General features: G+C 69.3%; 19 protein-coding genes. 8 read left to right on the plus strand and 11 right to left on the minus strand.

What is annotated here, in order from left to right; all coding sequences use genetic code 11:
* Positions 1-60: 60 nt before the first annotated feature.
* From IEZ11_RS25115 to IEZ11_RS25140, 6 genes are all read right to left on the minus strand, one after another.
* On the minus strand, positions 61-555 hold the full coding sequence (locus IEZ11_RS25115) for a (2Fe-2S)-binding protein (RefSeq protein ID WP_189265111.1): 495 nt from the start codon (positions 553-555) through the stop codon (positions 61-63).
* 21 nt (positions 556-576) lie between these two features.
* Complete coding sequence (locus IEZ11_RS25120) at positions 577-2,991, minus strand: xanthine dehydrogenase family protein molybdopterin-binding subunit (RefSeq protein ID WP_308426494.1); 2,415 nt, start codon at positions 2,989-2,991, stop codon at positions 577-579.
* On the minus strand, positions 2,988-3,830 hold the full coding sequence (locus IEZ11_RS25125) for an FAD binding domain-containing protein (RefSeq protein ID WP_189265112.1): 843 nt from the start codon (positions 3,828-3,830) through the stop codon (positions 2,988-2,990). Before IEZ11_RS25125 ends, IEZ11_RS25120 begins: the two co-directional genes overlap by 4 nt.
* 746 nt (positions 3,831-4,576) lie before the next feature.
* Positions 4,577-5,077, minus strand: a complete 501-nt coding sequence (locus IEZ11_RS25130) for a MarR family winged helix-turn-helix transcriptional regulator (protein ID WP_189265113.1) — start codon at positions 5,075-5,077, stop codon at positions 4,577-4,579.
* 211 nt (positions 5,078-5,288) lie between these two features.
* Positions 5,289-6,536 carry an MFS transporter gene (locus tag IEZ11_RS25135; protein WP_189265114.1) on the minus strand — a complete coding sequence of 416 codons (1,248 nt, stop codon included), beginning with the start codon at positions 6,534-6,536 and terminating at the stop codon, positions 5,289-5,291.
* Positions 6,537-6,540: 4 nt separating this feature from the next.
* Complete coding sequence (locus IEZ11_RS25140; protein WP_189265115.1) at positions 6,541-6,978, minus strand: cupin domain-containing protein; 438 nt, start codon at positions 6,976-6,978, stop codon at positions 6,541-6,543.
* A 946-nt stretch (positions 6,979-7,924) separates the two neighbouring features.
* Here IEZ11_RS25140 and IEZ11_RS25145 point away from each other — a divergent pair.
* The 6 genes from IEZ11_RS25145 (at position 7,925) to IEZ11_RS25170 (ending at position 13,352) form a co-directional block, all read left to right on the plus strand.
* Positions 7,925-9,028, plus strand: coding sequence for a Rieske 2Fe-2S domain-containing protein (locus tag IEZ11_RS25145; protein WP_189265116.1), 1,104 nt, complete (start codon positions 7,925-7,927; stop codon positions 9,026-9,028).
* Positions 9,029-9,134: 106 nt separating this feature from the next.
* Positions 9,135-9,458 (plus strand): 2Fe-2S iron-sulfur cluster-binding protein, encoded by a 324-nt coding sequence (locus tag IEZ11_RS25150; protein WP_189265117.1) that lies wholly within the window; start codon positions 9,135-9,137, stop codon positions 9,456-9,458.
* A gap of 2 nt (positions 9,459-9,460) precedes the next feature.
* A complete protein-coding gene (locus IEZ11_RS25155; RefSeq protein ID WP_189265118.1) occupies positions 9,461-10,711 on the plus strand; it encodes an NAD(P)/FAD-dependent oxidoreductase in 1,251 nt (416 codons plus the stop codon).
* A gap of 52 nt (positions 10,712-10,763) precedes the next feature.
* Positions 10,764-11,711 carry a nitrilase-related carbon-nitrogen hydrolase gene (locus IEZ11_RS25160; protein WP_189265119.1) on the plus strand — a complete coding sequence of 316 codons (948 nt, stop codon included), beginning with the start codon at positions 10,764-10,766 and terminating at the stop codon, positions 11,709-11,711.
* A gap of 227 nt (positions 11,712-11,938) precedes the next feature.
* Positions 11,939-12,868: a DMT family transporter gene (locus tag IEZ11_RS25165; RefSeq protein WP_189265120.1), complete on the plus strand. Its 930-nt coding sequence runs from the start codon at positions 11,939-11,941 to the stop codon at positions 12,866-12,868.
* A 307-nt stretch (positions 12,869-13,175) separates the two neighbouring features.
* The gene (locus IEZ11_RS25170; protein WP_189265121.1) at positions 13,176-13,352 is read left to right on the plus strand and encodes a hypothetical protein; all 177 of its coding nucleotides are present in this window, start codon (positions 13,176-13,178) and stop codon (positions 13,350-13,352) included.
* 804 nt (positions 13,353-14,156) lie between these two features.
* Here IEZ11_RS25170 and IEZ11_RS25175 read toward each other — a convergent pair.
* On the minus strand, positions 14,157-14,702 hold the full coding sequence (locus IEZ11_RS25175) for a MarR family winged helix-turn-helix transcriptional regulator (RefSeq protein ID WP_189265122.1): 546 nt from the start codon (positions 14,700-14,702) through the stop codon (positions 14,157-14,159).
* Between the two features lie 541 nt (positions 14,703-15,243).
* Positions 15,244-16,200, minus strand: a complete 957-nt coding sequence (locus IEZ11_RS25180; RefSeq protein WP_189265123.1) for a nitrilase-related carbon-nitrogen hydrolase — start codon at positions 16,198-16,200, stop codon at positions 15,244-15,246.
* Positions 16,201-16,536: 336 nt separating this feature from the next.
* Here IEZ11_RS25180 and IEZ11_RS25185 point away from each other — a divergent pair, with 336 nt between their 5' ends.
* Positions 16,537-17,151 carry a helix-turn-helix domain-containing protein gene (locus IEZ11_RS25185; protein ID WP_189265124.1) on the plus strand — a complete coding sequence of 205 codons (615 nt, stop codon included), beginning with the start codon at positions 16,537-16,539 and terminating at the stop codon, positions 17,149-17,151.
* Between the two features lie 138 nt (positions 17,152-17,289).
* Here the strand turns inward: IEZ11_RS25185 and IEZ11_RS25190 are convergent, their stop codons facing one another.
* Together IEZ11_RS25190 and IEZ11_RS25195 are read right to left on the minus strand one after the other, a co-directional pair.
* Positions 17,290-18,885, minus strand: a complete 1,596-nt coding sequence (locus tag IEZ11_RS25190) for a subtype B tannase (RefSeq protein ID WP_189265125.1) — start codon at positions 18,883-18,885, stop codon at positions 17,290-17,292.
* A 342-nt stretch (positions 18,886-19,227) separates the two neighbouring features.
* Entirely contained in the window at positions 19,228-20,277 is a 1,050-nt protein-coding gene (locus IEZ11_RS25195; RefSeq protein ID WP_189265126.1) for a dienelactone hydrolase family protein, read from the minus strand.
* A gap of 96 nt (positions 20,278-20,373) precedes the next feature.
* Between IEZ11_RS25195 and IEZ11_RS25200 the strand changes: the two genes are divergently transcribed.
* The gene (locus IEZ11_RS25200; RefSeq protein ID WP_189265127.1) at positions 20,374-20,514 is read left to right on the plus strand and encodes a hypothetical protein; all 141 of its coding nucleotides are present in this window, start codon (positions 20,374-20,376) and stop codon (positions 20,512-20,514) included.
* 303 nt (positions 20,515-20,817) lie between these two features.
* Here the strand turns inward: IEZ11_RS25200 and IEZ11_RS25205 are convergent, their stop codons facing one another.
* A complete protein-coding gene (locus IEZ11_RS25205) occupies positions 20,818-22,296 on the minus strand; it encodes an aldehyde dehydrogenase family protein (RefSeq protein ID WP_189265128.1) in 1,479 nt (492 codons plus the stop codon).
* Between the last annotated feature and the right edge of the window lie 6 nt (positions 22,297-22,302).

The raw sequence follows: 22,302 nt of genomic DNA on the forward strand, positions 1-22,302 counted from the left end.
AGCGGGGCGATCGCGGCGTCCACGCCACCTCCGCGCCGTGATCCCGGACTCGGACGTGCGTCACCCGGAGGCGCAGTCCGCCCGGCGCTTCCTGGCGCAGTGCTCGATGGCGTCGACGATGGTGTGATATCCGGTGCACCGGCAGATGTTGGAGGCGACGACCTCGCGGATCTCCTCCCGGGTGGGTTCCGGTTCCTCGGCGAGATAGCCCTCGGCGAGCATGAGGAAACCCGGCGTGCAGAAGCCGCACTGCAGGCCGTGATGGTCCGTGAACGCCTGTTGCAGGTCGTTCATGGCGCCGTCCGGCCCGGCGAGCGACTCCACGGTGCGGATCTCGGCGCCTTCCACCTGCACGGCGAAGGTGAGACAGGCGCGTGCCGGGGCCCCGTCGATGAGGACCGTACAGGCACCGCAGATGCCGTGCTCGCAGCCGACGTGGGTCCCGGTCAGACCGAGGTCGTGCCGCAGGACGTCGGCGAGGGTGCGGCGCGGCGGAATGGCGAGGTCATGGCTTTCGCCGTTGACGTTCAGTTCGATGAGCTGGATGTCGGGCATGGGTGCGTCCTTCGGAGCGGGTCAGTGGGCGGGAGTGGCCGCGCCCGGGCCGACCGGCCCGTTCTCGAGTGCGCGGTAGACGAGTTCGCGGGAGATGGGGGTGTCGTCGAACTCGACGCCCGTGTCGCGCAGGGCGTCGTTGACGGCGTTGAGCACGGCGGCGGGCGCGCCGATGGTGCCTCCCTCACCGGCGCCCTTCGCCCCGCTCTCGGTGAGGGCGCTCGGGGTTTCGAGGTGCTCGATGCGGATGTCGGGGATCTCCATCGCGGTGGGCACCTTGTACTCCATGAAGCTGGGTGCCAGCGGCTGCCCGGAGGGGTCGTAGCGGACCTCCTCGAACAGGGCGCCGGCGATGCCCTGGGCGATCCCGCCCCGGCACTGTCCCTCCACGACCTGGGGATTGATGGCCACGCCGACGTCCTCGACACAGACGTACCGCAGGATGCGCACGCCGCCGGTTCCCGGGTCGAGTTCCACGACCACACCGTGGGTGGCGTTGGAGAACACACCGTCGGCCAGCATGTCGTAGCTCCCGGACGCCCGCAGGCCGGGGCCGAAGCCCTTGGGGAGGCGGGGCGACTGCAGGTAGGCGACGAAGGCCAGATCGCCGTACGACAGCCGACGTTCGGGCTCGTCGCGGACCCGTACCCCGCCCTCGCCGTCGAGTTCCACCGCGTCGGTGTCGACCTCCAGCAGGTGCGCGGCCAGGATCCGAAGCTGATCCGTGAGCGCGACCGCCGCCGCGGCCACTGCGCCACCGCCGATGACGATCGACCGGCTGGCGAACGAACCGAATCCGTAGGTGATCTTGTCGGTATCCCCCTGGACGATCTTGACCTTGTCGATCGGGAGCGACAGCCGGTCGGCGACGATCTGGGCCATCGTCGTCTCGTGGCTCTGCCCGTGCGAGAGGGTGCCGGTGGTGACCCTGACCGAGCCGGTCATGTCCATGGTGATGTCGGACATGTCGAAGGAGACGAGGGCCCGGGGCTTGCGCTCCGAGAAGGCCGTGGAGGCCAGCGCGGTGCGCTCGGAGTAGCAGGCGTAGCCGATGCCCATCACTCGCCCGCTCGCGGCGGCCTCGGCCTTACGCTCGTACCAGCCCTCCTCGCGCAGCGTCTGCTCGCACAGGTTGAGGGACTCCAGGTACGAACCGGGGTCGTAAGTGATGTTGTTGCTGTTCTTGTAGGGGAACGTGGTGATGAGGTTGCGTCGGCGCACGTCGAGTGCGTCAAGTCCGAGCTCACGCGCGGCCCGCTCCATCAGCCGTTCCATGACCATCACGCACTGCGGCCTGCTCACTCCACGGTAGGCGGCGGTGGGTGCCTTGTTGGTGGCGATGGCACGGGCCCGGACCCGGTACGCGGGCAGCTTGTAGACGCCCGGCATCTCGACCGCGGCCATCATCGGCTCGATCGCGGCGGTGCTCGGGTAGGCCGAGTAGGCTCCCATGTCGCAGATCACGTCCGTGTCCAGGGCGAGCAGGTGGCCCTCGGCGTCGAAGGCGGCGCGGGCCCGGTAGTGCTGTTCGCGGCCGAGGAAGGACGCGGTCAGGTTGTCGCGGCGGTCCTCGATCCACTTCACCGGCCGCCGCAGCCGCAGCGCGGCGGCCGCCGCGGCGACCTCCTCCCGGCCCACGCAGGACTTCTGCCCGAAGCCGCCGCCCATGTCGGGCACGATCACCCGGACCTGACGCTCGTCGAGGCCGGCGCAGGCGGCGACCGTGTCACGGATCGTGTGCGGGATCTGCGTGCAGGTACGCACCAGCAGTTGCTCGTCCCGGTCGATCCACTCCGCCACGACCCCGCGGGTCTCCATCGGCAGCGCGTTCTGGCGACCGCTTCTCAGATCGACGCCGATCACGCGATGCGCGTCGTCGAAGACCGCGTCGATGCCCTCGGTGGCGAACATCGTCACGTCGACGTAGGTGTTGTCCGGCGCCTCGTCGTGCAGGAGCACCGCGTCGGGCGCCAGCGCGGCCTCCTCGGAGACCACGGGCGGCAGCGGTTCGTAGGTGACGACGGCCGCTTCCAGACCGTCCTCGGCCGTGTACGGGTCCGTGGCGATCACGATGGCGATCGGCTCCCCGGCGAACCTGACCCGGTCACGTGCGAGCACCGGCATCGCCGTGACGCGGAACTCGTGCTCCGGGCGTTCCATGACGCCGACCATGTCCCGCAGGTTCAGGTCGTCCGCTGTGAAGGCCGCCACGACGCCCGGTACGTTCAGGACCTCGGACAGATCGACCGAGACGATCCGCGCGTGGGCCTCGTTGCTGCGTACGAACTGTGCGTGCAGCATTCCCTGGGCGGTGAGGTCGTCCACATAGCGGCCCCGCCCGGTGAGCAGCCGGGGATCCTCGCGCCGGGGCACCGAGGCTCCCACCCAGGTGCCGTTGGCCCCGATCCGGCCTTCCTTCATGTTGCCCTTCCTCACGCCTGCGCCGCCTCCTCACACGCCCGTTCCACCAGCGTCCGCACCAGGCCCCGCCTGTAGTGCGCGCTGACACCCGTGTCGTCCCGGATCTGCACCTGGTCGGCCACCGCGGTGGCGAACTCGCCGAACCGTCCGGGCCCGGTGGTGCCGGTGAAGTCCGGTCCCAGACGAACCGGCAGGGGGGTGGGTGCCACCCCGCCCAGCACCACCAAGGGGATGTCCGGTGCCTCGGGGCATCCGTCGAGATCCACGGCGGCGGCGACGATCGCGAAATCCCCGCGCCGTTCGGCGTACTCGGTCAGCGCCGCCCGGGGCGCCCGCCGCGGGAACACGACCTCCACGATGAGTTCGTCCGGCTCCAGCGCGGAGGTGAACGGCCCCAGGAACAGGTCCGACGCCGCGATACGGCGCGTCCCGCCCGGCCCCTCCACCACGATCCGCGCGTCCAGGAGCACCGCGAGGATGCACCACTCCGCGGTTCCGTCCGCGTGGGCCAGACTGCCCCCGATGGTCCCCCGGGTCCGGATGGGCAGATGCCCCACCCACCGCATGGTTCGGGACAGCACGGCGAAATCCGGGGTGAGATCGGCGACTTCCACCGCGTGGTGGGTCGTCAGAGCGCCGATGTGCAGCGCGCCACCGACCCGCCGGATACCGGCCAGTCCCTTCACATGCGCGATGTCCACCAGATGTTCCGGGCGGGCGAGACGGTAGTTCATCATCGCCACCAGGCTCTGCCCTCCGGCGATGACCTTCGCGTCCTCGCCCAGTTCACTCAGCAGTTCCACTGCACGTCGCACCGAGCCCGCCCGGTGATACGTGAAGGCAGCCGGTTTCATACTGCTCCCTAGTTCGAACCGGATCCGAGCCGTGCGGGTCGTCCCCGTCGCCGGACCGCGTACCAACAGGGGCCGACGAGATCTCGTACGGACCACCTGGCGTTAATTCGAGCACTGACTACACATGAACGCAAGAGCCCGGCCACTCCGACCGGGGCCGCCGCACCTGGTGAAGCTACCCGGCGCGATCGGAAAAACGCCGTGCCGAGACCACGTAATGGCTGCTCACCGGGTGGTCTTCCGGACGTCCGGCGAAGTATTCGGCCCGTTCGGGGGCCCGAGGCGCCGGCCCGCGACGGATCCGTATCCAGCCGCGGTCCCATCGGGCGGGCTAAGGAGGTGTGCCGTTCGGTGGCATCCTCCCGAGCACCGTGCGCTTTCTCGGCCACCGGCACGCAAGCTCACGGAGGTCATCGTCCGGTGCGACCCGACGGCAGGCCGTGACGAACGGGCCGGCGGAAGCGAGCGGCTCAGTATGACCTGGTGAGAGACCTGTCGTGGCGGAGGAAGGGCCGCTCGCTGCCGCTGCGGAGAGGTCCGCCCGGCCGGCTGCCGAAGTGATCCGTGCCGTGCCGGTCAGGCTGCTCGGGCGCCGGGAGGGACGGTTCGGGCCTCGACTGCCCCGCCGGGTATGAAGTTCGTACTCGAACCGTCATCGGCTTCCGGAGACCGCCGATGCATCCGTGGGGCAGAGGGCGCTGGGCCCTGGCCCGCGCTCTCTCCTCGAACCGCCGCGGTCGGCGTGTCTACCGCCCCTCGGAAGTCAGCCGCTCCCAGACGTCGGCCCGCTCGTTCAACCGGTTCCACATCGCCTTGCGGGACACGGTGTCCATGCCCTCGATGAGCAGCGCGTCCAGCTCCCTCGCCTTGCGATCCACCTCGTCCAAGGTCCTGGCGCCCTCGTCGGTGAGGTGGAGCAGCCGCTTGCGGCCGTCCTCCGGCGGCTGGACGCGAGTGATCAGGTTCCGTGCCTCCAGTCGCTTGACCACGCCTACCATGGTGGACCGGTCCAGTGCCACGGCCGCCGCCAGCGAACCCTGCTCGACGCCGGGATGCAGCTTGATCGCCAGCATGACGGCGAACTGCGGGCCGGTGAGGGCCTGCCCGACGTGACGCAGCCAGGCGGCGGCGTAGGCCTGGTTGAGCCGCCGGACGACATACCCGGGCATCACAAGAAACTCCTCGGGAGTTGGAAGCTGCACGCTGTCCCGGCCCCGCTGGATCACCACGCCGCGCGTACCGCTCATGCCGACCACCACACCTTTTCCGCCACCGCTCCCCGCTGCCAGATCATCGAACCCCCTCACCAGGGCGGCGGAGCTCCGCACCCCTGGGTAGTCAGCATCCGAACATTCTTCGGGCACATCATCAACACAGCGGGCCCGCGCAGGTCAAGGCCGAACCTGCGGGAGGGACGGGTGCCACACGCGGACGGTCCACCATGAGGAGACGGTCACGTCACGTTCGCGCCTGTGCGCGAGCGCCCCCGGCCGAGGCGGCGGGCGCGGTATGCCCGCGCAGCGCCGCGACGAGCCCGGCAGGCGCCAGCGCCAGACCGACGGCCGTGATCACCAGAAGCGGGGTGTGCCACCCGCCCGTCGCGTCGTGGACACCGCCGATCAGAGCCGCCGCGGGCGCGGCGACGAGGTAGCCGGCCCCCTGGACCAGCGCCGACCACCGGCGGTTCTCCCGGAGATCGCGGGCACGTTCCACGACCAGGGACAGAACCAGCGTCAGGCCGCTTCCCTGCGCCGCGCCGCCGACCGCGCACCACACGGTCCAGAGCGCGGGGGCCGACAGCAGTCCCAGGGGCAGCACCGTCATCGCGGCGCTGACGGAGAGGACCAGCGGGACCCGTCGGCGTGGCCCGCGCATCAGCAGGGGAAAGCCCAGCCCTCCCAGGACGGAGGCCAGTTGGAAGACGGTGGAGCCGAGCGGGGCCCCTGCGGTGCTCAGCCCGGCCCGGTCGTGCAGCACGAGCGGCAGCCACGCCGTGATGCCCAGGTAGCAGAAGGCGAGGCAGGCGAACGACAGCGTCAGCCCCCAGACCACCGGGTTCCTCCACCAGCCGCCGCTCACGTCGCCCGGACCCGCGGTTACGTCGGCTGCCGCAGAGGTGTCCGCGAGCGACCCGCGTAGGGCCAGCCACCATGCCGCGGAGGCGAGGGCGACCAGTCCGACCCCGCCGGCCAGCGCCGCACGCCACCCCAACGACCTCTCCAAGGGGGCCGTGATGCCCAATGCCAGCATCGAGCCGAGGTTGATGAACGCACCGTAGGCTCCCAGCACCGTGGCCGCTCGCCGGGGGAGATGGTGGCCGATCACCATCGGGACCGCGACATTCGACACGCTGACGGCCAGCCCCATGATCACGGTTCCGGCCAGTGCCGTACCCAGTCCGCCGGACGAACGCACCAGGATCCCGGTGCCCAGTGCGCACAGCGCGAGCAGAACTCCGCGGCCGACTCCGAGGCGCGCCAGCACGACCGAGGCCAAGGGGGCGCCGAGGCCGAAGCACAGCACGGGAAGACTGGTGAACAGGCCCAGCGTGGTGGCGTCGACACGCAGATCGTCGGCGATGCCGCCGGTCACGGCCGCGACGGCGACGACAGGGCCGCGCAGGTTCAGGGCCAGCAGCAGGACGGCCGTGACCAGCAGAGCCTCGCCCTCGTCCCCTGCGGCGTGCCGCTTCCGGGAGTTCTTCACCGGCCTAGGCCGCGCCGTCGGCGGAGTCGGTGCGCAGGGTGACGACCATCGTCAACCGTTCCTGGTCGCCTATTCGGCGGGTGACATGGCCGAAGCCGGCCACATCCTCGGCCAGGAGGATGTGGCCGGGGCCCATCCTGCGTGTGTCGCCGAGCGAGGACTCGACCTCGCACTCACCCTTCAGGACGATGATGAACTGGGGGCGGGGAGCGTTGTGCCGCCTGCTGTCGTCGGCTTCCCGGACTACGTGGCGGAAGACCGCGGTGTCCACCTGGAGGAGCTCACCGAAGATCGCGTGGAGATCCGACTCGGGCGTCCCACGCATCTCCCCGTCGGGTCTGACGTCCTCGAAGTACGAATGGCCGTCGTGCCCCGTGTAGATCCGGATGTAGGCGACCGGCATCCGGGCAGACACGTGTCCGGTGATGTTCGTCGTGGTCATGGTCGATCGCATTCCTCGTGGTGACGGGGGCGGGGCGCGGGTCAGGACGGATTGGCATCGGCTCGATGCCACGGGCGGGCCGGTACGCGACCGGCGACCGGCGCATGACGACACCAGGACCGGCTCACCGCTCCTGGCCTCGCCGGCACGACAGGCAACGCCCTTTCGGCCGGTGAACGGCCGCCGCCCGCCATGGAACTAGTTTGCATACGAATCAGTCAAGGGCCGGGGCGGCGCCCGCACGATGTGCGGAACAGGTCGGGACGGTCGCGGCCGGCGGAGCGAGGTCGCCGCGTCATCGCGGGTATGTCCGCACGCCACGGTTTTCCGGCAGGGGAAACCCCTGTGCGCAAGCGCGTTCACGGCGGTTGGCGGCAATCAGTTCGCCTCGTCGGCGGTTGTGGGTGATAGACCCGGTGCGGCGACTCCGGTGGGGCAAGTTCCGCGAACCATCTGTCGGACGCTGACAGATGGCGGTGTCAATGCGTGCCGCACCCTTTCCCGCCTGCGCCTTTTACGGTCCGGAAACTAGTCTGTATTCAAACTGAACCCGACCTGTGTATCCGATTCGCGTGCATTATGCATGCTAGCCAGGGGGTCGTCACTTCCCCCGTCAAGTGCTCGGGCGGATCCTGCGCGTCACCTCTCCGAGGAGGTGCGCGATCGGTTGACGGATCCACGGTGATGCTTCCGCTTACCGCTATGAACTGCGGAAACTGTGCGATCCAGGGCCTGCGCGCCGACTGTGCGGCGCGCTTGTCCGTAGAGTGATTGTCAGGCCCACACCTCTAGCGGCGCGCAGTATTGACGAACACAATGGGAGCACATACTGTCCGTGCTCAAACTTCTTGAGCAGGCCGCTCATGGTCGCGCTCAGCCACAAGGGGCGCCGCTGTCACTCGTCGAACGAGTCACCGCCCCGAGATCCATCACGGAGGAGCCTGCCGTGTATCCCGACGAATTCCCCCGCAACGCCTGGTACGTCGCCGCGCACAGCTCGGAGATCACCCGTGAGTTCCTCTCGCGGTGGATCCTCGGGGATCCGATCCTCTTCTACCGCACCGAGGCGGGTGAACCGGTCGCCCTGGTCGACCGCTGCATCCATCGTCAGATGCCCCTGTCGATGGGCAACCTGCGCGGTGACCGGGTCGAGTGCGGCTACCACGGTCTGACCTGGGCGCCGGACGGCAAGTGCACCCGCATTCCGGGGCGCGCGACCATCCCCGACAGCGTGCGCGTGCAGAGCTTTCCGCTGCACGAGGGAAGCGGCTTCGTGTGGATCTGGATGGGTGATCCGGAGAAGGCGGACACCTCTCTGATCCCCGACCACCACTGGTACACCGCGGACGGCTGGACCACGGCCACGGGTACCCAGCACATGAACGCGCGAGCCCAGCTGCTCAACGAGAACCTGCTGGACCTCTCCCACCTGTCCTTCCTGCACCTGACCTCGATCGGCTCGCCGGAGATCGCCGAGACAGCGGTCACCGTGGAGTCGGACGACACGTGGGTCCGCGTCAGCCGGCACATGCCGCGCACGGTCTGCCCGCCCTACTACGTCAAGGTCACGGGGATCGACTCGGACATCGAGCGCGAACAGCATGCGGACTTCTTCGCGCCGGCCTTCCACACCACGACCACGACGCTCAAGCCGTACGGTGACGCCGGCGACGAGCGCAAGTGCCACCAGAAGACGTTGCACGGCATCACGCCGGAGACCCGCACGACGACGCACTACTTCTGGTCGGTGTCCCGCGACTTCGCACTCGACGACGAGGAGCTCACGGGGTACGTCTCCAACTCGGTGTCGACCGTGATCGGTCAGGACATCGAGGCCTGCGAGGCCATCGAGCACATCATCGCGGCCTGGGAGCCCTCGTACCCCGAGGAGCTGAACATCAAGGTCGACGGCGGCCCGCTGCGGTCCCGGAAGATCGTCCAGGCGATGTTGGACAAGGAGCGGGCCGAGGGCGTGGTCGGCAGGCCCCACAATCCCTCGGACTCTGTGGCCCGCGCGGCGGCGGAGGCATCCACCCGACGACGGCAGTGACCGGGCGGCACCGCCCGAGCAGGCCCCACCCGTCCGCGGACGCGGACCAGGAGCGGCGGGGGCCGTGGATCAGCCGCGCCAGTGACACATCCGAAGGAGCATCGTGATGGCTCGCATCACCTACATCAGCCCCGCCGGGGTGAAGACGACCGTCGAGGCCGAGGACGGCAGCACGGTCATGCAGACCGCGCTGAGGAACAACGTCGACGGCATCGTCGGCGAGTGCGGCGGAAACGCGCTGTGCGCGACCTGCCACGTCTACGTCGACGAGGCGCAGTTCGCGGGGCTCGGGCCCATCGTGGACTTCGAGGAGGAACTGCTCGACTGCACCAGCAGCCCTCGCAAGGACACGAGCCGCCTCAGCTGCCAGATCCCGGTCACGGGTGCCGTCGACGGCCTGATCGTCCGGCTGCCCGAGACGCAGGAGTAGGCGTGGCACCGTCGAGCCTCCAGGACGCAGCGCCCGTCGTCGTGGTCGGCGCCGGCCAGGGAGGCCTTCAGGTCGCCGCCTCCCTGCGGGAAGGGGGGTTCGCGGGCCCCGTCACCGTCGTCGACACCGAACCCGGCCTGCCCTATCAGCGGCCCCCGCTCTCCAAGGCGTTCCTCACCGATGACGGCGGCCGCAGCCGGATAGAGCTGCGCTCGGCGGCCTTCTTCGACGAGCACGGCATCGGTCTGCGCACCGGCACCGGCGTGGTCGCCATCGACCGGACGGCCGGAAAAGTGGCGCTTGAGCAGGGCGAGTTCCTCGACTACGGTCACCTGGTCCTGGCCACCGGCGCCACCCCCCGCGCGCTGCCCGTCCCGGGCGCCGACCAGGCCGGTGTCGTCGTCCTGCGGACGCTGGCCGACGCCACGACGCTGCGTGGCCTCCTGCGCGGCCCGGCCCGGCGGGTCGTCATCGTCGGCGGTGGTTTCATCGGCCTGGAGGTCGCGGCGGTCGCGGCCAAGCTGGGCCACCAGGTCACGATCGTGGAGGTGCTGCCCAGGCTCATGGCCCGGGTGGCGTCCCCCGAACTCGCCGCACACGTCGCCGAGGTGCACCGTGACCACGGCACCGAGATCGTGTTCGGCCGCTGTGTCGTCGCCCTGCGGGGAGCGGGCGGGGCCGTCCGGGCGGTCGAACTCGACGACGGCACCCTGCTCGATGCCGACGTCGTCCTCGTCGGTATCGGCGCGGTCCCCAAAACGGACCTCGCCGTGCGGGCCGGCCTCGACGTGGACAACGGCGTCGTGGTCGACGGGCGGCTGCGCACGTCCGACCCCGCCATCAGCGCGATCGGTGACTGCGCGAACTATCCCAGCCACCACGCCGGACGCCGTACCCGGCTGGAGTCCGTCCAGAACGCCGTGGACCAGGCACGTCACGTCGCGGCCCGGATCATTACCGGCTCCGACGAGCCGTACCGGGCGGTGCCGTGGTTCTGGACCAACCAGTTCGACCTGCGGGTGCAGATGGTGGGCATCCCGCAGGACCAGGACGAACGTGTCGTCCACGGAGACCAGGTCACCGGCCGGTTCTCCGTCTTCCGGTTCCACGACGGCCGGCTCAACACGGTCGAGTCGGTCAACCGGGCCCCCGACCACGTCGGTGCCCGAAAGCTGCTCGCCACGGACCTGCGTCCCACCGCGGAGCAGGTGCGCCGAGCCGCATTCAAACTCGATCCTCGCAATTTCTCATAACGGCCGGGACGGCACACCCGTCGCGCGTCACAAGAAGACCCCAGGAGGACCTGTGGAGTACAACGAGCGCCAGACGTTCAAGTCCATCCGGGTGGCGGCCGTCCAGGCCGAACCCGTCCTGCTCGACATCGACGGTACGACCGACAAGGCCGTCAGCCTCATCGAGCAGGCGGCCGCGGAGAACGCCGACCTGATCGGCTTCCCGGAGGCGTTCATCCCGACCTTCCCCAACTGGTACGAGACGCTCGGGGAGGGAGCCGTCTCCCGTGACCTGGACAAAGAGCTGTTCAAGCACTCCGTCGAGGTGCCGGGCGCACACATCGAGGCCGTCGCCGACGCCTGTCGCCGCGGCAACATCAACGCCGTCATCGGCATCAACGAGCGTCTCAACGGCAGCACCGGAACGATGTTCAACACCCAGGTGCACATCTCGCGCACCGGCGAGATCCTCGGCAAGCACCAGAAGTACGTGCCGACCACGGGCGAGCGCTATGTGCACGGCCCCGGCCAGACCGGTCATGTCAACGCGTTCCGCACCGACTTCGGCGCCGTGTCCGGTCTGATCTGCGGCGAGAACTCCAACCCCCTCGGGCAGTACGCGGCCGCCACCGCCTACCCGGTGGTGCACGTCGCCTCCTGGCCCTCGTACTTCCGCCCGTACTTTCCGATGCACCACGCGATCCAGACCGCGACCGCGGGGGTCGCCTACAGCCTCAAGACGTACGCACTGGCCTCGGTTTCCCGGATCTCGGAGGCGTACATCGACGCGGTGGCCGCCACCGACGAGGACCGCGCCTACCTGACCGAGCAGCGCGCGCTCAAGAAGGGCGCGCTCATCCTCGACTACCACGGCCGGCTCCTGGTCGACGGCTCCGGCCAGGACGCCGAAGTGGTCTTCGCCGACCTGGACCTGGAGGAAGTCCTGGTGCCGAAGCTCGTGCTCGACTTCGCCGGTCACTACAACCGGCCCGAGATCTTCGCGCCCCTCTTCGAGAGGTAACCGAAGGAAATCCCCGCCCAAGCTCTCGATCCACCGTCCTCTCCCGCCCACGGCCCTCGGTGGGCGTCCCCCCACGGAGCCGAGCGAGGCGAGTCAAGTGCACTGCCACGGCGGGGTCGTGATCTCCCCGGTCACACCTCGTCGCACACCTCACCAACCCTCTTGACCCCGCCCCGGCCCGTTTCCGTGTGTCTTACGGGCCGACGCGCACACCCTAAGGAGTGGTCATGCGCAAAGGTCTTGCCTTGGCAGCGCTGATAGGCGCGAACCTGTTCTGGGCTGGCAACTACGTCCTCGGCGCCGTCGCTGTGGCGGACATGGACCCGGTCAGTCTCGTCTACCTGAAGTGGCTGTTCGCCGCCGTCCCCATCGTAATCCTGGCCCACTTCACCGAGCGCCCGCGGTGGCGGGACGCACTGCGGCACTGGCCTTTCATCCTGCTGCTCAGCGCCCTGGGCATCGGCGGCTACAGCGGCATGCTCTACGCGGCCCTGGTCACCACGCCCCCCATCACGGCGGCGCTGATCAACTCGTTCAACCCCATCCTGATCCTCCTTGGCGCGGCGGTCTTCCTGCGGGACCGGATCTCCCTGCGCGGCGGCATCGGTATTGCGATCGCGTTCGTCGGTGTGGTCCTGTCGATCTCACGCGGCGACCTCGGTTCACTGCTCTCCCAGGGATTCCGGCCCGGTGACCTGTGGATGGTCGGAGTCGTCCTGGTCTGGAGCGCGTACACGATCCTGATCCGAGTCGGTCCGCAGATCCCGCCGATCACCTGTTCGGCGCTGCAGGTCGTGTTCTTCTGCGTGGCGATGACGCCGATCGCGCTCGTTCACGGCGTCAACTGGCCGAGTACCGGCAACGCGAGCTGGTCGCTGCTGTACATCGCCTTCTTCCCGTCGGTGGCGTCCTACGCGCTGTGGAACGTGGGCGCCGAGCGCATCGACCCCGCGAAGGCGGGCATCACCCTGAACCTGGTCACGGTGTTCACCGCGATCATCGCGGTCATCCGCGGTGAGCACCTGACGCACGCCGAGATGATCGGCGGTGTCCTGATCATCGGCGGTGTCATCCTGTCCACGGAGCTGAGCCGTCGGAAGGCCGAGCAGCCGGTGGTGGGGGAGCCGGCGGTCGCCGTCTCCCGACAGGCCGAGTGACCGCCCGTCGCCGTCGCTCACGGCGGCGCAGAGCGCGGTTACGGAGCCGGCGAACCCGGCATGACAGCGGAGTCCCTCGAAGGCCACAGTCCGTGCTCCTCTCGTGCCTCGACGGACTCCGCTTCGCCGTCCTCCCTTGATCTTCCTCCACGCCGGTGGATCTCCGGCCCGGACGACGGCTTCGCAGCGCCTCTCCTCGAAGCCCGGTGCCCTGACCGGTGCGATGCGGAGAACGAACGGGGTGGGACGCGTGGAGGAGGGGTTGTGCCGCCATCGGCTTCGGGCACTCGCCCAGGTGGTCTCGGAGGTGAGCGAGAGCGTGACCGGTGTGATCGTGGAGGAGGGGAGTCGGCCAGCGGTGTTCGCCGGCTTCGTGGGCGGAGGGCAGATGGCCGTCGACGGGGTGGGCAGGACCCGGCTGGCGCTGGGAGTCGCCGACGCGTGGAGGAGAGCGTTCGGACACGGGTGTGGCCTGTCGATCTGAGCCCGGCGTCCGGCGGCGTGTGTCCCCGGTGGCGGGCATGATGGGGGGCCGATCCGGCAGGCAGGTCGGCCGCGGACCGGCGCGCGGGCTGTCCAGCGGGCCGGCACTCGCCGCTGGTGCCGGACCACCGGGAGTGCGAGGCCGGTGCCTGCGCCGCACAGGTCAGGACCCTGCTGTCGGGCGCTCCCCAGCCGTGCATCCCGGCACGAGGCGCCCGCGCACCGGACATCACGGATGAGTTCGCCTATGCCATGCATCGCTGTCTCTGCCGACGGAGGAGTCCGTAGAATTGCTGCGAGCCCGGATCGTCGCCGTGCGGCCGGAATTCCATGTGACGATGCGAACCGGGCCTGGTCGTCCCGGCCGTGCGCCGGGCCCGGCCGGCTGCGCTGACCATCGAACCGGCCGTGGTCCGGGTGCGCGTGACCAGCCTCCCTGAACTGCTGGAGCGTCGGGAGGGTTCCGCCGGACTGTCCGTCGACCACGGTCCGACCAGGCCGACTCATCGGCGCATGCTCCGCGCGATCATCGGCTGGAGCTAGGAGGTGTGCACGTCCGCCGAACGGTCGTTGTGGACCCGGCTGCCGGTCATCGCCGGTGGATCCGGCCCCGAGGCGGCTGAGGCCGTCTGCGCCGGGGACGGCCTTGCGGACGGGGAGTGCTGCATCTCCCGGACCGGCGCGCCGCCCGGTCCGTCGTCCTGACCGCGGGCACGAGCAGCTGACACGATCGGGCGAGCAGGTACACCTGACTCGTGGTTCGAGTGGTCACCCGGTCGCGCGCGGAGCGGAACCGGCGGGCGCCCTACTCCGACACGAGCCTCTCCCAGACGTCGGCGCGCTCGTTGAGGCGGCTCCACAGCGCACTCTGTGCGATCTCGTCCATGCCTTCGAGGAGCATCGCGTCGAGCTCGCGTGCCTTGCGATTCACCTCTTCCACGACTCTGGCGCCCTCCTCGGTGAGGTGCAGAAGCCTCTTGCGCCCATCCTCCGGTGGCTGCACGCGAGTGACGAGGTTCCGTGCTTCGAGCCGCTTGACCACGCCCACCATGGTCGAGCGGTCCAACGCCACCGCCGCCGCCAGTGAACCCTGCTCGACCCCCGGATGCTTCCTGACCGCCAGCATGACCGCGAACTGCGGTCCGGTCAGGGCCGAGCCGACGTGACGCAGCCAGGCCGCGGAGTATGCCTGGTTCAGACGCCGTATGACGAAGCCGGGCATGGAGAGGAACTCGTCGGGTGTCGGGACGTGCGCGCTGTCCCTGCCTCGCTGGACCACCGTGCCGGCCGAGAGGCTCGCACCGGCCACCACTTCGTGCCCGCTCTTGACGTCTTCGATCACCAGGTCCATCAATTTCTCTCGTGACGCGGCGCCTCACGCCGCGACTGCTGCCCGTCGGACCTCGAACATTCTCGTCGAAGCACCGCCCCGGTGGCCAGCCCGGCCGCATACCGTCGTGTGCCGGGCGTGGAGGATGAGAGCGTGCTGCGTATGTGCACCCGCTGTTCGTGACGCCATCCATGCCTGACACCGCGCGTGTACTCGCCTTTGTCATGAGGGTGAGGCCGTTCGGCGACCCGGCCGGCGCGATTGGGCCGGGTGTGGCAGCCGGGTACCGGATCACGGCGTCACCCCGGTTCGGTTTCAGAAGCCCAGGGCGTGACTCCGCCAGTCCCGTCGGCGGTGCGGCCTGCCGCGGGGGAACAGATGCTGTCTCCCGGCCAGGGCAGGTGGAAGAGAGGTCCTTCGGGGCCCTGCAGTTCGCGCTCGACCTCACCGGCCACGCCGTGGACGAACTCGTTACCGGGGTGGCCGTGGTACTCCGCAATGTGTTCTCCGGCCCGGGTGTGCTCCACGGGGTGGATGGAGTAGGCCTGGCGTGGAGCGGGTGCTACTGCCGGAACAGGGGAGCGAAGATCTCGGGTCGGTTGTAATGCCCGGCGAAGTCGAGGATGAGCTTGGGTACCAGGATGTCCTCCAGGTTGATCTCGGCGATCAGCAGCTCGTCGTCGGAGCCGGACCCGTCGGCGATCACGTTGCCGTTGGGATCCAGGACGAGGGCGCCCTTCTTCAGCGCGCGCTGCCCGGTGAGGAAGGCATGCTGTTCCGCGGTCTCGGCGACGGCATCGGCGTAACCCTCGGGGATGCGGGCTACGGCCGCCACGACGAACGTCTTGAGCGAGTAGGCCAGTCCGGCGCACGCGGTCCGGATCGCGTGGTGCATCGGGAAGTAGGGGGCGAAGTAGTAGGGCCAGGACGCCACGTGTACGACGGGGTAGTTCAGCGCGGCGGCGTACTGCCCCAGCGGGTTGGAGTTCTCGCCGCAGATGAGTCCCGACACGGTGCCGAAGTCTGTCGTGAAGCTGTTGCCGAAGCCCGTGGTGCCCGGCGTGTGCACCAGCCGTTCGCCGGAGGTCGGCACGTACTTCTGGTGCTTGCCGGCGATCACGCCGTCACGGGTGATGTGCACCTGCGTGTTCCACATCGTCCCGGTGGTGCCGTTGCGGCGCTCGTTGATCCCGACCACGGCGTTGATGTCCGTCCGTCCGCACGCCTCGGCGATGGCGGCGAGGTGCGCGCTGGGCACCTCGACGGAGTGCTTGAAGAGTTCCTTGTCGAAGCCGCGGGCCTTGGGTCCCTCGCCGATCGTCTCGTACCAGTTCGGGAAGGTAGGGATGAACGCCTCCGGGAAACCGATCAGGTCGGCCCCCTGGGCAGCAGCCCGCTCGATCAGCTCGATGGCCTTGTCCGTGGTGGCGTCCAGATCGAGGAACACGGACTCGGCCTGGACTCCGGCGACCCGGATCGTGCCGAAGGTCTGGCGGTCGTCGTAGCCGTTGCGGGACATGATGGGGTTCTCCTTGCAAGTCTTTCCCCGCCCGGGGCGTCGCGACGCCCGTCGTCGCCGGGCGCAGCGGTCACCTCGCTGGTCTCCTGGACGGCCCCCACGCAGTTTTTACGCTGGTGTTGATATTTTTGTGACGGTATCGATTCATTGCAGTGGTGCGGAGGGTTGCGTTTGGGGTCACACGCCTCCACGCCGCGGCTGGAATTCGGCCCGCCCGTCCATGGGCTCGGGGACCGTGCGGCCCGAGCGTTCTGATGTCACCGTCAGTGCAATACTTTCCGGAACTCAGACGCAGGTCCGTCCGCCACGGGCACTACGAGAAGGTGAGAGCCGGACGTGAACACCGACTCCCAGCCGACGGCCGAGGGACCCGTCGCCCGGCCCGGTGCCCCGGACCACTCGCTCGACGAAGTGCTCCTCAGCGTCGGCCGAAGGGTTCGCCACTACCGTAAACTCCGCGGCCTCACTCTGCAGGACCTCGCGGTGGACACGGGGCTGAGCGCCTCCATGCTCTCCACCCTCGAACGCGGCCAGACCGGGGTGAGCGTGGCGACCATCCATGCCGTCGCGCAGGCCCTCGACATCAGCATCACCGCCCTCTTCCAGGCGTCGGGCCCCGGCGATCCCGTCGTCAGGCAAGCCGACCAGCGCCGCGACTGCACCGCGGGGGGTGCCGGCCGCACCCTGGTCCTCGCCGACCCCGACATGCGGATCGAACTCTACGTCTACGACTTCGAACCCGGCACGGCCAGCGCCAACGCTCCCACCACACACAACGGCATGGAATACGGCATCAATCTCGAAGGCGTTCTCACCGTGGAAATCGACGGCCGCCAGTTCACTCTCAACCCTGGTGACGCTGTGCAGTACTCGACCCGGTCCCAGCACCGGATGAGGAACACCACCGACGCCCCGTCCCGCGCGGTCTGGGTGAACATCTCCCGCATGTGACCCACCGTCAACATCAGCAGGGACGATGACACTATGCGGGCATTGATCTCACCCCAACGGCGTCCGTGTGTACAGCGCGTGCCTTCGTCCGTTGAGAGCATGGTTGCCGCCGAGGCGACAACCATCGGCGGCTAAAGGCTAGGCGGGGCGGTGGCCGGTGAGGTGGTTGATCCAGGCGATCATGGCGTCGGCGTCCTCGTTGACGGCATGGCCGCCGTCCCAGTAGAGGGAGGAGTTGACGTCGTCGCCGAGGTTGTCGAGTTTGGCGGCGAGGTTGAGGACGATGTTGTGCGAGGTGTTGGTGTCGAGGGCGCCGGTGCGCAGCCACCAGTGCCTGGAGCGGCCGGGGTTGCGCTGCCCGATGAAGTGCATCGGGTTCATGAGCCTGATCTTCTCGGGCAGGTCGGCGTCGAGTTGAGCCGTGTCGTCGCCGGTGGCGGTGCGCAGGCTGTAGAGCGTGAAGTGGCGGGCGTTGGTGGTCGCGTCGCCGAACTCCTGGTTCTCGAAGGCACTCACGTCGAGGGCGTCGAAGGAGGGGGCGTTCTTGGACCGGTGGCCGATGTGGGAGAGGAAACCGTCCCAGGTGAAGGTGGCCTTGCCGCCCGACCAGGTGATGAAGGGGTTGGCGGTGAGGTATGTCGTGCGGTCGGCGTCGGAGAGGGCGGTGAGGTACGCGGTCGCCGAGGGCTGGAGGTAGGCCTTGACCATGTAGTCGGCGTAGTTGTCGGCGGTGAGGGTGCCGAAGCCCTTGACGCCCCGCAGGTGCAGGGAGCGGAGATAGCCGGTGTAGGCGTCCTTCAGCTGGGTGGAGTAGGGCTCGGCGGCCGTGGCGCCGCTGGCCAGGGGGAGGGTGCCGAACATCCACTCGTAGGCCATGTCGGCGTGGTCGAGGTCGGTGATGGGCGAGTACGCCGTCGTGGCGAAGACGGCGTCGCTCTCGTCGGCCGCGCCGATCTCCTTGAGGTAGGAGTGGTACAGCGGGCTGTCGCCGGAGGCGCCGAGCAGCGAGGAGAGCGCGGCACCGGCGCTGCCGCCGCCGGAGACGATCCAGTCGGTGTTGCCGGGGATGCGGTGCTTGTTGTGGCGCAGGTAGCGCACGGCGGCCTTGAGGTCGACTATGCAGGCCGGGGCTTTGCCGTAGTAGGTGCCGTCGGCGGCCACGTTGTCCCGTCCGCGCACGCCGGGCTCCACCACGACCCAGCCGTTCGCCAGCGCGTACAGGGCGTTGTTCTGGCGTGCGGTGGCGCCTTCCCCCGCACCGTTGCCGCCGCCCGCGCCACCACCGGCACCGCCGCCCGGGCCACCGATGATCGGGCCGGTGTAGCCGACGCCGGTCGCGGCGTTGGTGCTGGAGGAGGAGTACCCGCCCATGATGTTGGCCAGCATGATCGGTGCGTGGGAGACGTCGACCGCCGTGCCGTCGATCTCGACGGGGACGCTCAGGTTCAGGCTCTGGTAGGCCGCGTCGACCGGCTTCGCCACGTAGGTGACGGCCTTGTAGAAGTGGTACGTCACCGAGTGGTCGCCGCTGCCGGTGGTGATGGTGGTCGTCAGGACCGTGTAGTCGTCCTTGTCGAACACCAGCGACACCGCGTCTCCCGAGCTGGACGTCTTGGCCTTGGCCGTGGTGCTGCCGGCCGATGGGGCGGCGTTCGCCGGAGCGGCCGAGAGGGCGGTGACGGCGGGGACTGCCGCTGCCGCGGCGAGCCCGGATATGACAGTCCTGCGCTTCATGGTCAGGAAGGCCCTTCTCGGTCGGCGGCGCCCCACGGTGCTACGGGCCTGCTCGGCGCGGCCGACCGCTGCTTGAGTGCGGGTGGGTGACTGCGACACTCACGCTAAATTTTTGTCGGCAATATTGTCAACAATATGAGCCGAGTTCTTGACCAGTTCACAGCTTCGTGGCTGTTGGGCCGCTTGTCGCTAGCAATAGCCCACGTGGCGGCAAAATTCCAACACCCCTGCACAATCGGCGGAATTGTCCCTCGGCGTGACCGCGGATCCCTTTCCAGACCGTATTCCGCGGCACCGACTGGTCACTGATGGCCGCCGCATGCGCAGAGGTGATGGCCGGTTTCAGCGGACGAAGGACTGCCGTATCTCCTTCTTCAGGCGCTTCAGGCTGGCCTGCTCCGCGGCGGAGTTCGCGGCATTCGTGTCGGATGGATCCTCGCCCAGGCGCATGAAGGCGTGGTCCGCGCCGGTGTAGACGACGGGGTCGTAGTACTTCTCGGCGGCCGACATCGCCTCGGTGGTGGCCGGGAGGCTGGCCATCACGCGGGTGTCGGCCTCGCCGTAGAACCCGTGGACCGAAACTGCGATCTTGTCGACGGGATAGTCGGTGAGTCCCTCGGTGCGGTGGCAGCCTTGGGTCACGGCGGGCGGCCCGACGTCGTAGAACACGAACACCGAGTCGACCGACTTCGTGCCCGTCGCGGCGTACCGGAACGCCGCCCCGCCGCCCCAGGAGAGTCCGACGATGTCGGCCTGACCGGTGGAACGCGACAGGTGCTTGGCGTAGTTCACCCAGGCGCCGATGCGGGCGCTGACCTCCTCGTCGGGGACGGCCGTGACCAGGTCGGAGGTGCCGCCGCCGGTGCCGGTGAGGGTGCGCGAGTCACCGCCGCCGTCGGGTCCGAGACCCGAGATCATGTCGGGCGTGACGGCGATGTAGCCCATCGCCGCGACCACGTCGGCGGTGTTGCGCGTGGAGTCGGTGAGCCCGAACACCTCGTGCAGCACGAGGACCACGGGCGCCTTCTTCCTGCCCGCGGGGTAGTCGACCCACGCTCTCATCGTCTGCCCGTGGAAGCGCAGGCTCACCCAGCGGGACGCACGCGGTGACGCCGTCAGTTTCGCGGTGGCGAAGGACTGTGACGCCTGCTGGGAGGTCCAGCCGGCGGTCGGCGTGGCGGACTGGGTGCCGGTGACGGACGGGCAGGACGTGCTGGAATCCGCAGTGGTGCCCGAGGCCGGTTCGGCCGCCGTGGCCGCGAAGCTCCGCTCGCCCGCCACGGCGGTCCCGCCCGCGAGCAGGGTGGCCGACAGCAGCAGCGTCGCCGACAGACCGGCGAGCGGCCCGCGCCCGAGGCGCCGCCGTCTCGTGCTCGATCCGGAATCGGTCATGGTGATCACCTAGCCCTGGTAGAAGGTAGACGGGGCCGAGCCGAAGGAACTCCGCAGGTCGACCTCGGTCAGTTCCCCGGCCGAGGGATCGGCCCGGTGGGTGAAGACACGTTCGCCACCGCCCATGCGAAAGGGGCCGACGCCGTGGTCCGCCGGGTCCGTGCAGTGGAAGAGCCGCTTCTTCTCGTCGAGGTGAACCCGCAGTCGAACTCGTCACTGATCGCCTTACCGGCGTGATTTTCCAGGTCCGCTGGTCGAAGCCGTGCAGCCACAGCCCGCTCTCAGCGCCCGTCTCGGACCAGCCGCCGACGTAGAGGTACATGGCGCCGCGGCCCGTGGCCGCGGTTCCCTGACGGCTCATGGCCGAGGCTGCCCCCGCGGCCCCGGTCCCCATTCCTTTTATGAACGTGCGGTGCTGCGGATCTAACGGAACCATGTGGCGTTCCTTCCTCTCAGCAGTCCCGTATGGCATGACGGTTGCGTGCCGGGGCGCACCGCGCGGTGACGGTCGGAGACGTGCCGTCGGGCGGCGCCGCAGACTCATCCGGCGTTGATGACAACGCACTTCACCTGGGTCCAGTCCTCCAGGTAGTCGGTGCCCATGGAGCGGCCGAAGCCGCTGTGCTTGTAGCCGCCGAAGGGGGCGCCGATGGCTCCACCGGGTCCGCCGTCACCGAGGGTGTTGACGGCGATCTGGCCGGCCTGGACGCGGCGGGCGAGGCGTACGGCGCGGCCGATGTCCTGGGTCCAGACAGCGGCGGTGAGGCCGTAGCGGGTGCCGTTGGCGATGGCGACGGCCTCCTCCTCGTCCTCGTAGGTGAGGACGGAGAGGACGGGGCCGAAGATCTCCTCCTGGGCGATGCGCATCTCGGGCCGTACCTGGTCGAAGAGGGTCGGTTCGACGAAGTAGCCGTTCTCGTACGGCTCTCCGGCGAGCTTTCCGCCGCCGACGACGACTTCGGCGCCCTCTTCGCGGCCGATGGCGAGGTAGTCCAGTACCCGCTTCTCCTGGCGGGCGTTGATGAGCGGGCCCATGTCGACGGGCTGGTCCCACAGGCCGACGCGTACGGTGCGGAAGGCGTCCGTGACCTCGGTGACGAGCTGGTCGTGGAGGGAGGGGTGGACCAGGACGCGGGAGCCGGCGGCGCAGACCTGGCCGCTGTTCATGACGATGCTGCGGACGATGGCGGGGACGGCTTTGGTCAGGTCGGCGTCGGGCAGCACGATCTGCGGGGACTTGCCGCCCAGTTCGAGTTGGAGGGGGATGAGGTTGCGGGCGCAGGCTTCCATGACGGCGGTGCCAGTGGCGGGGGAGCCGGTGAAGCTCATCTTGCGGATGCCGGGGTGGGCGGGGAGGGCGGCCCCCGCCTCGTTGCCGTATCCGGTGACGACGTTGAGGACGCCGGGCGGGATGCCCGCCTCCTGGGCGAGGCGGGCGAGGTAGAGGGCGGTGAGGGGGGCGTCCTCGGCGGGCTTGAGGACGACGGTGTTGCCGGCGGCGATGGGGGCGGCCGTGTTGAAGACGGTCATGGGGCCGGGCGCGTTCCAGGGGATGATCGCGCCGACGACGCCGTACGGCTCGCGAAGGGTCAGGCCCAGCATGTCCGGGGAGCGGGTCGGGAGGGTGTTGCCGAGGACTTTGTCGGCCTTGCCGGCGAGGTAGGTGAGGCGGGCGGCGATGGGGGAGGGGCCGACGGGGTGGCCGACCTCCATGGCCTCCAGGCGGTTGATGTCGTCGTCGTGTTCGCGTACCAGCTCGGCCCAGCGGTACAGCAGTTCGCCGCGCACCGCGGGGCTGGTGTCGCGCCAGGCGGAAAGAGCCTGCTCGGCGGCGCGTACGGCGTCGTCGATGTCCTCGGCGGTGCCGCGCGGGACGCGGGCGAGGAGGGCGCCGGTGGCCGGGTTGATGACTTCCAGTACGGCTTTCGAGCGGGCGGGGACCCATTCGCCGGCGATGAGGTGCGTGCCGTCGGGCAGGAGCGCGGCGATGTCGAACGAGACAGGGGCGGTGGTGGTCATCGAGTT

Source organism: Streptomyces fuscichromogenes (assembly GCF_014645815.1).
Lineage (GTDB): Bacteria > Actinomycetota > Actinomycetes > Streptomycetales > Streptomycetaceae > Streptomyces > Streptomyces fuscichromogenes.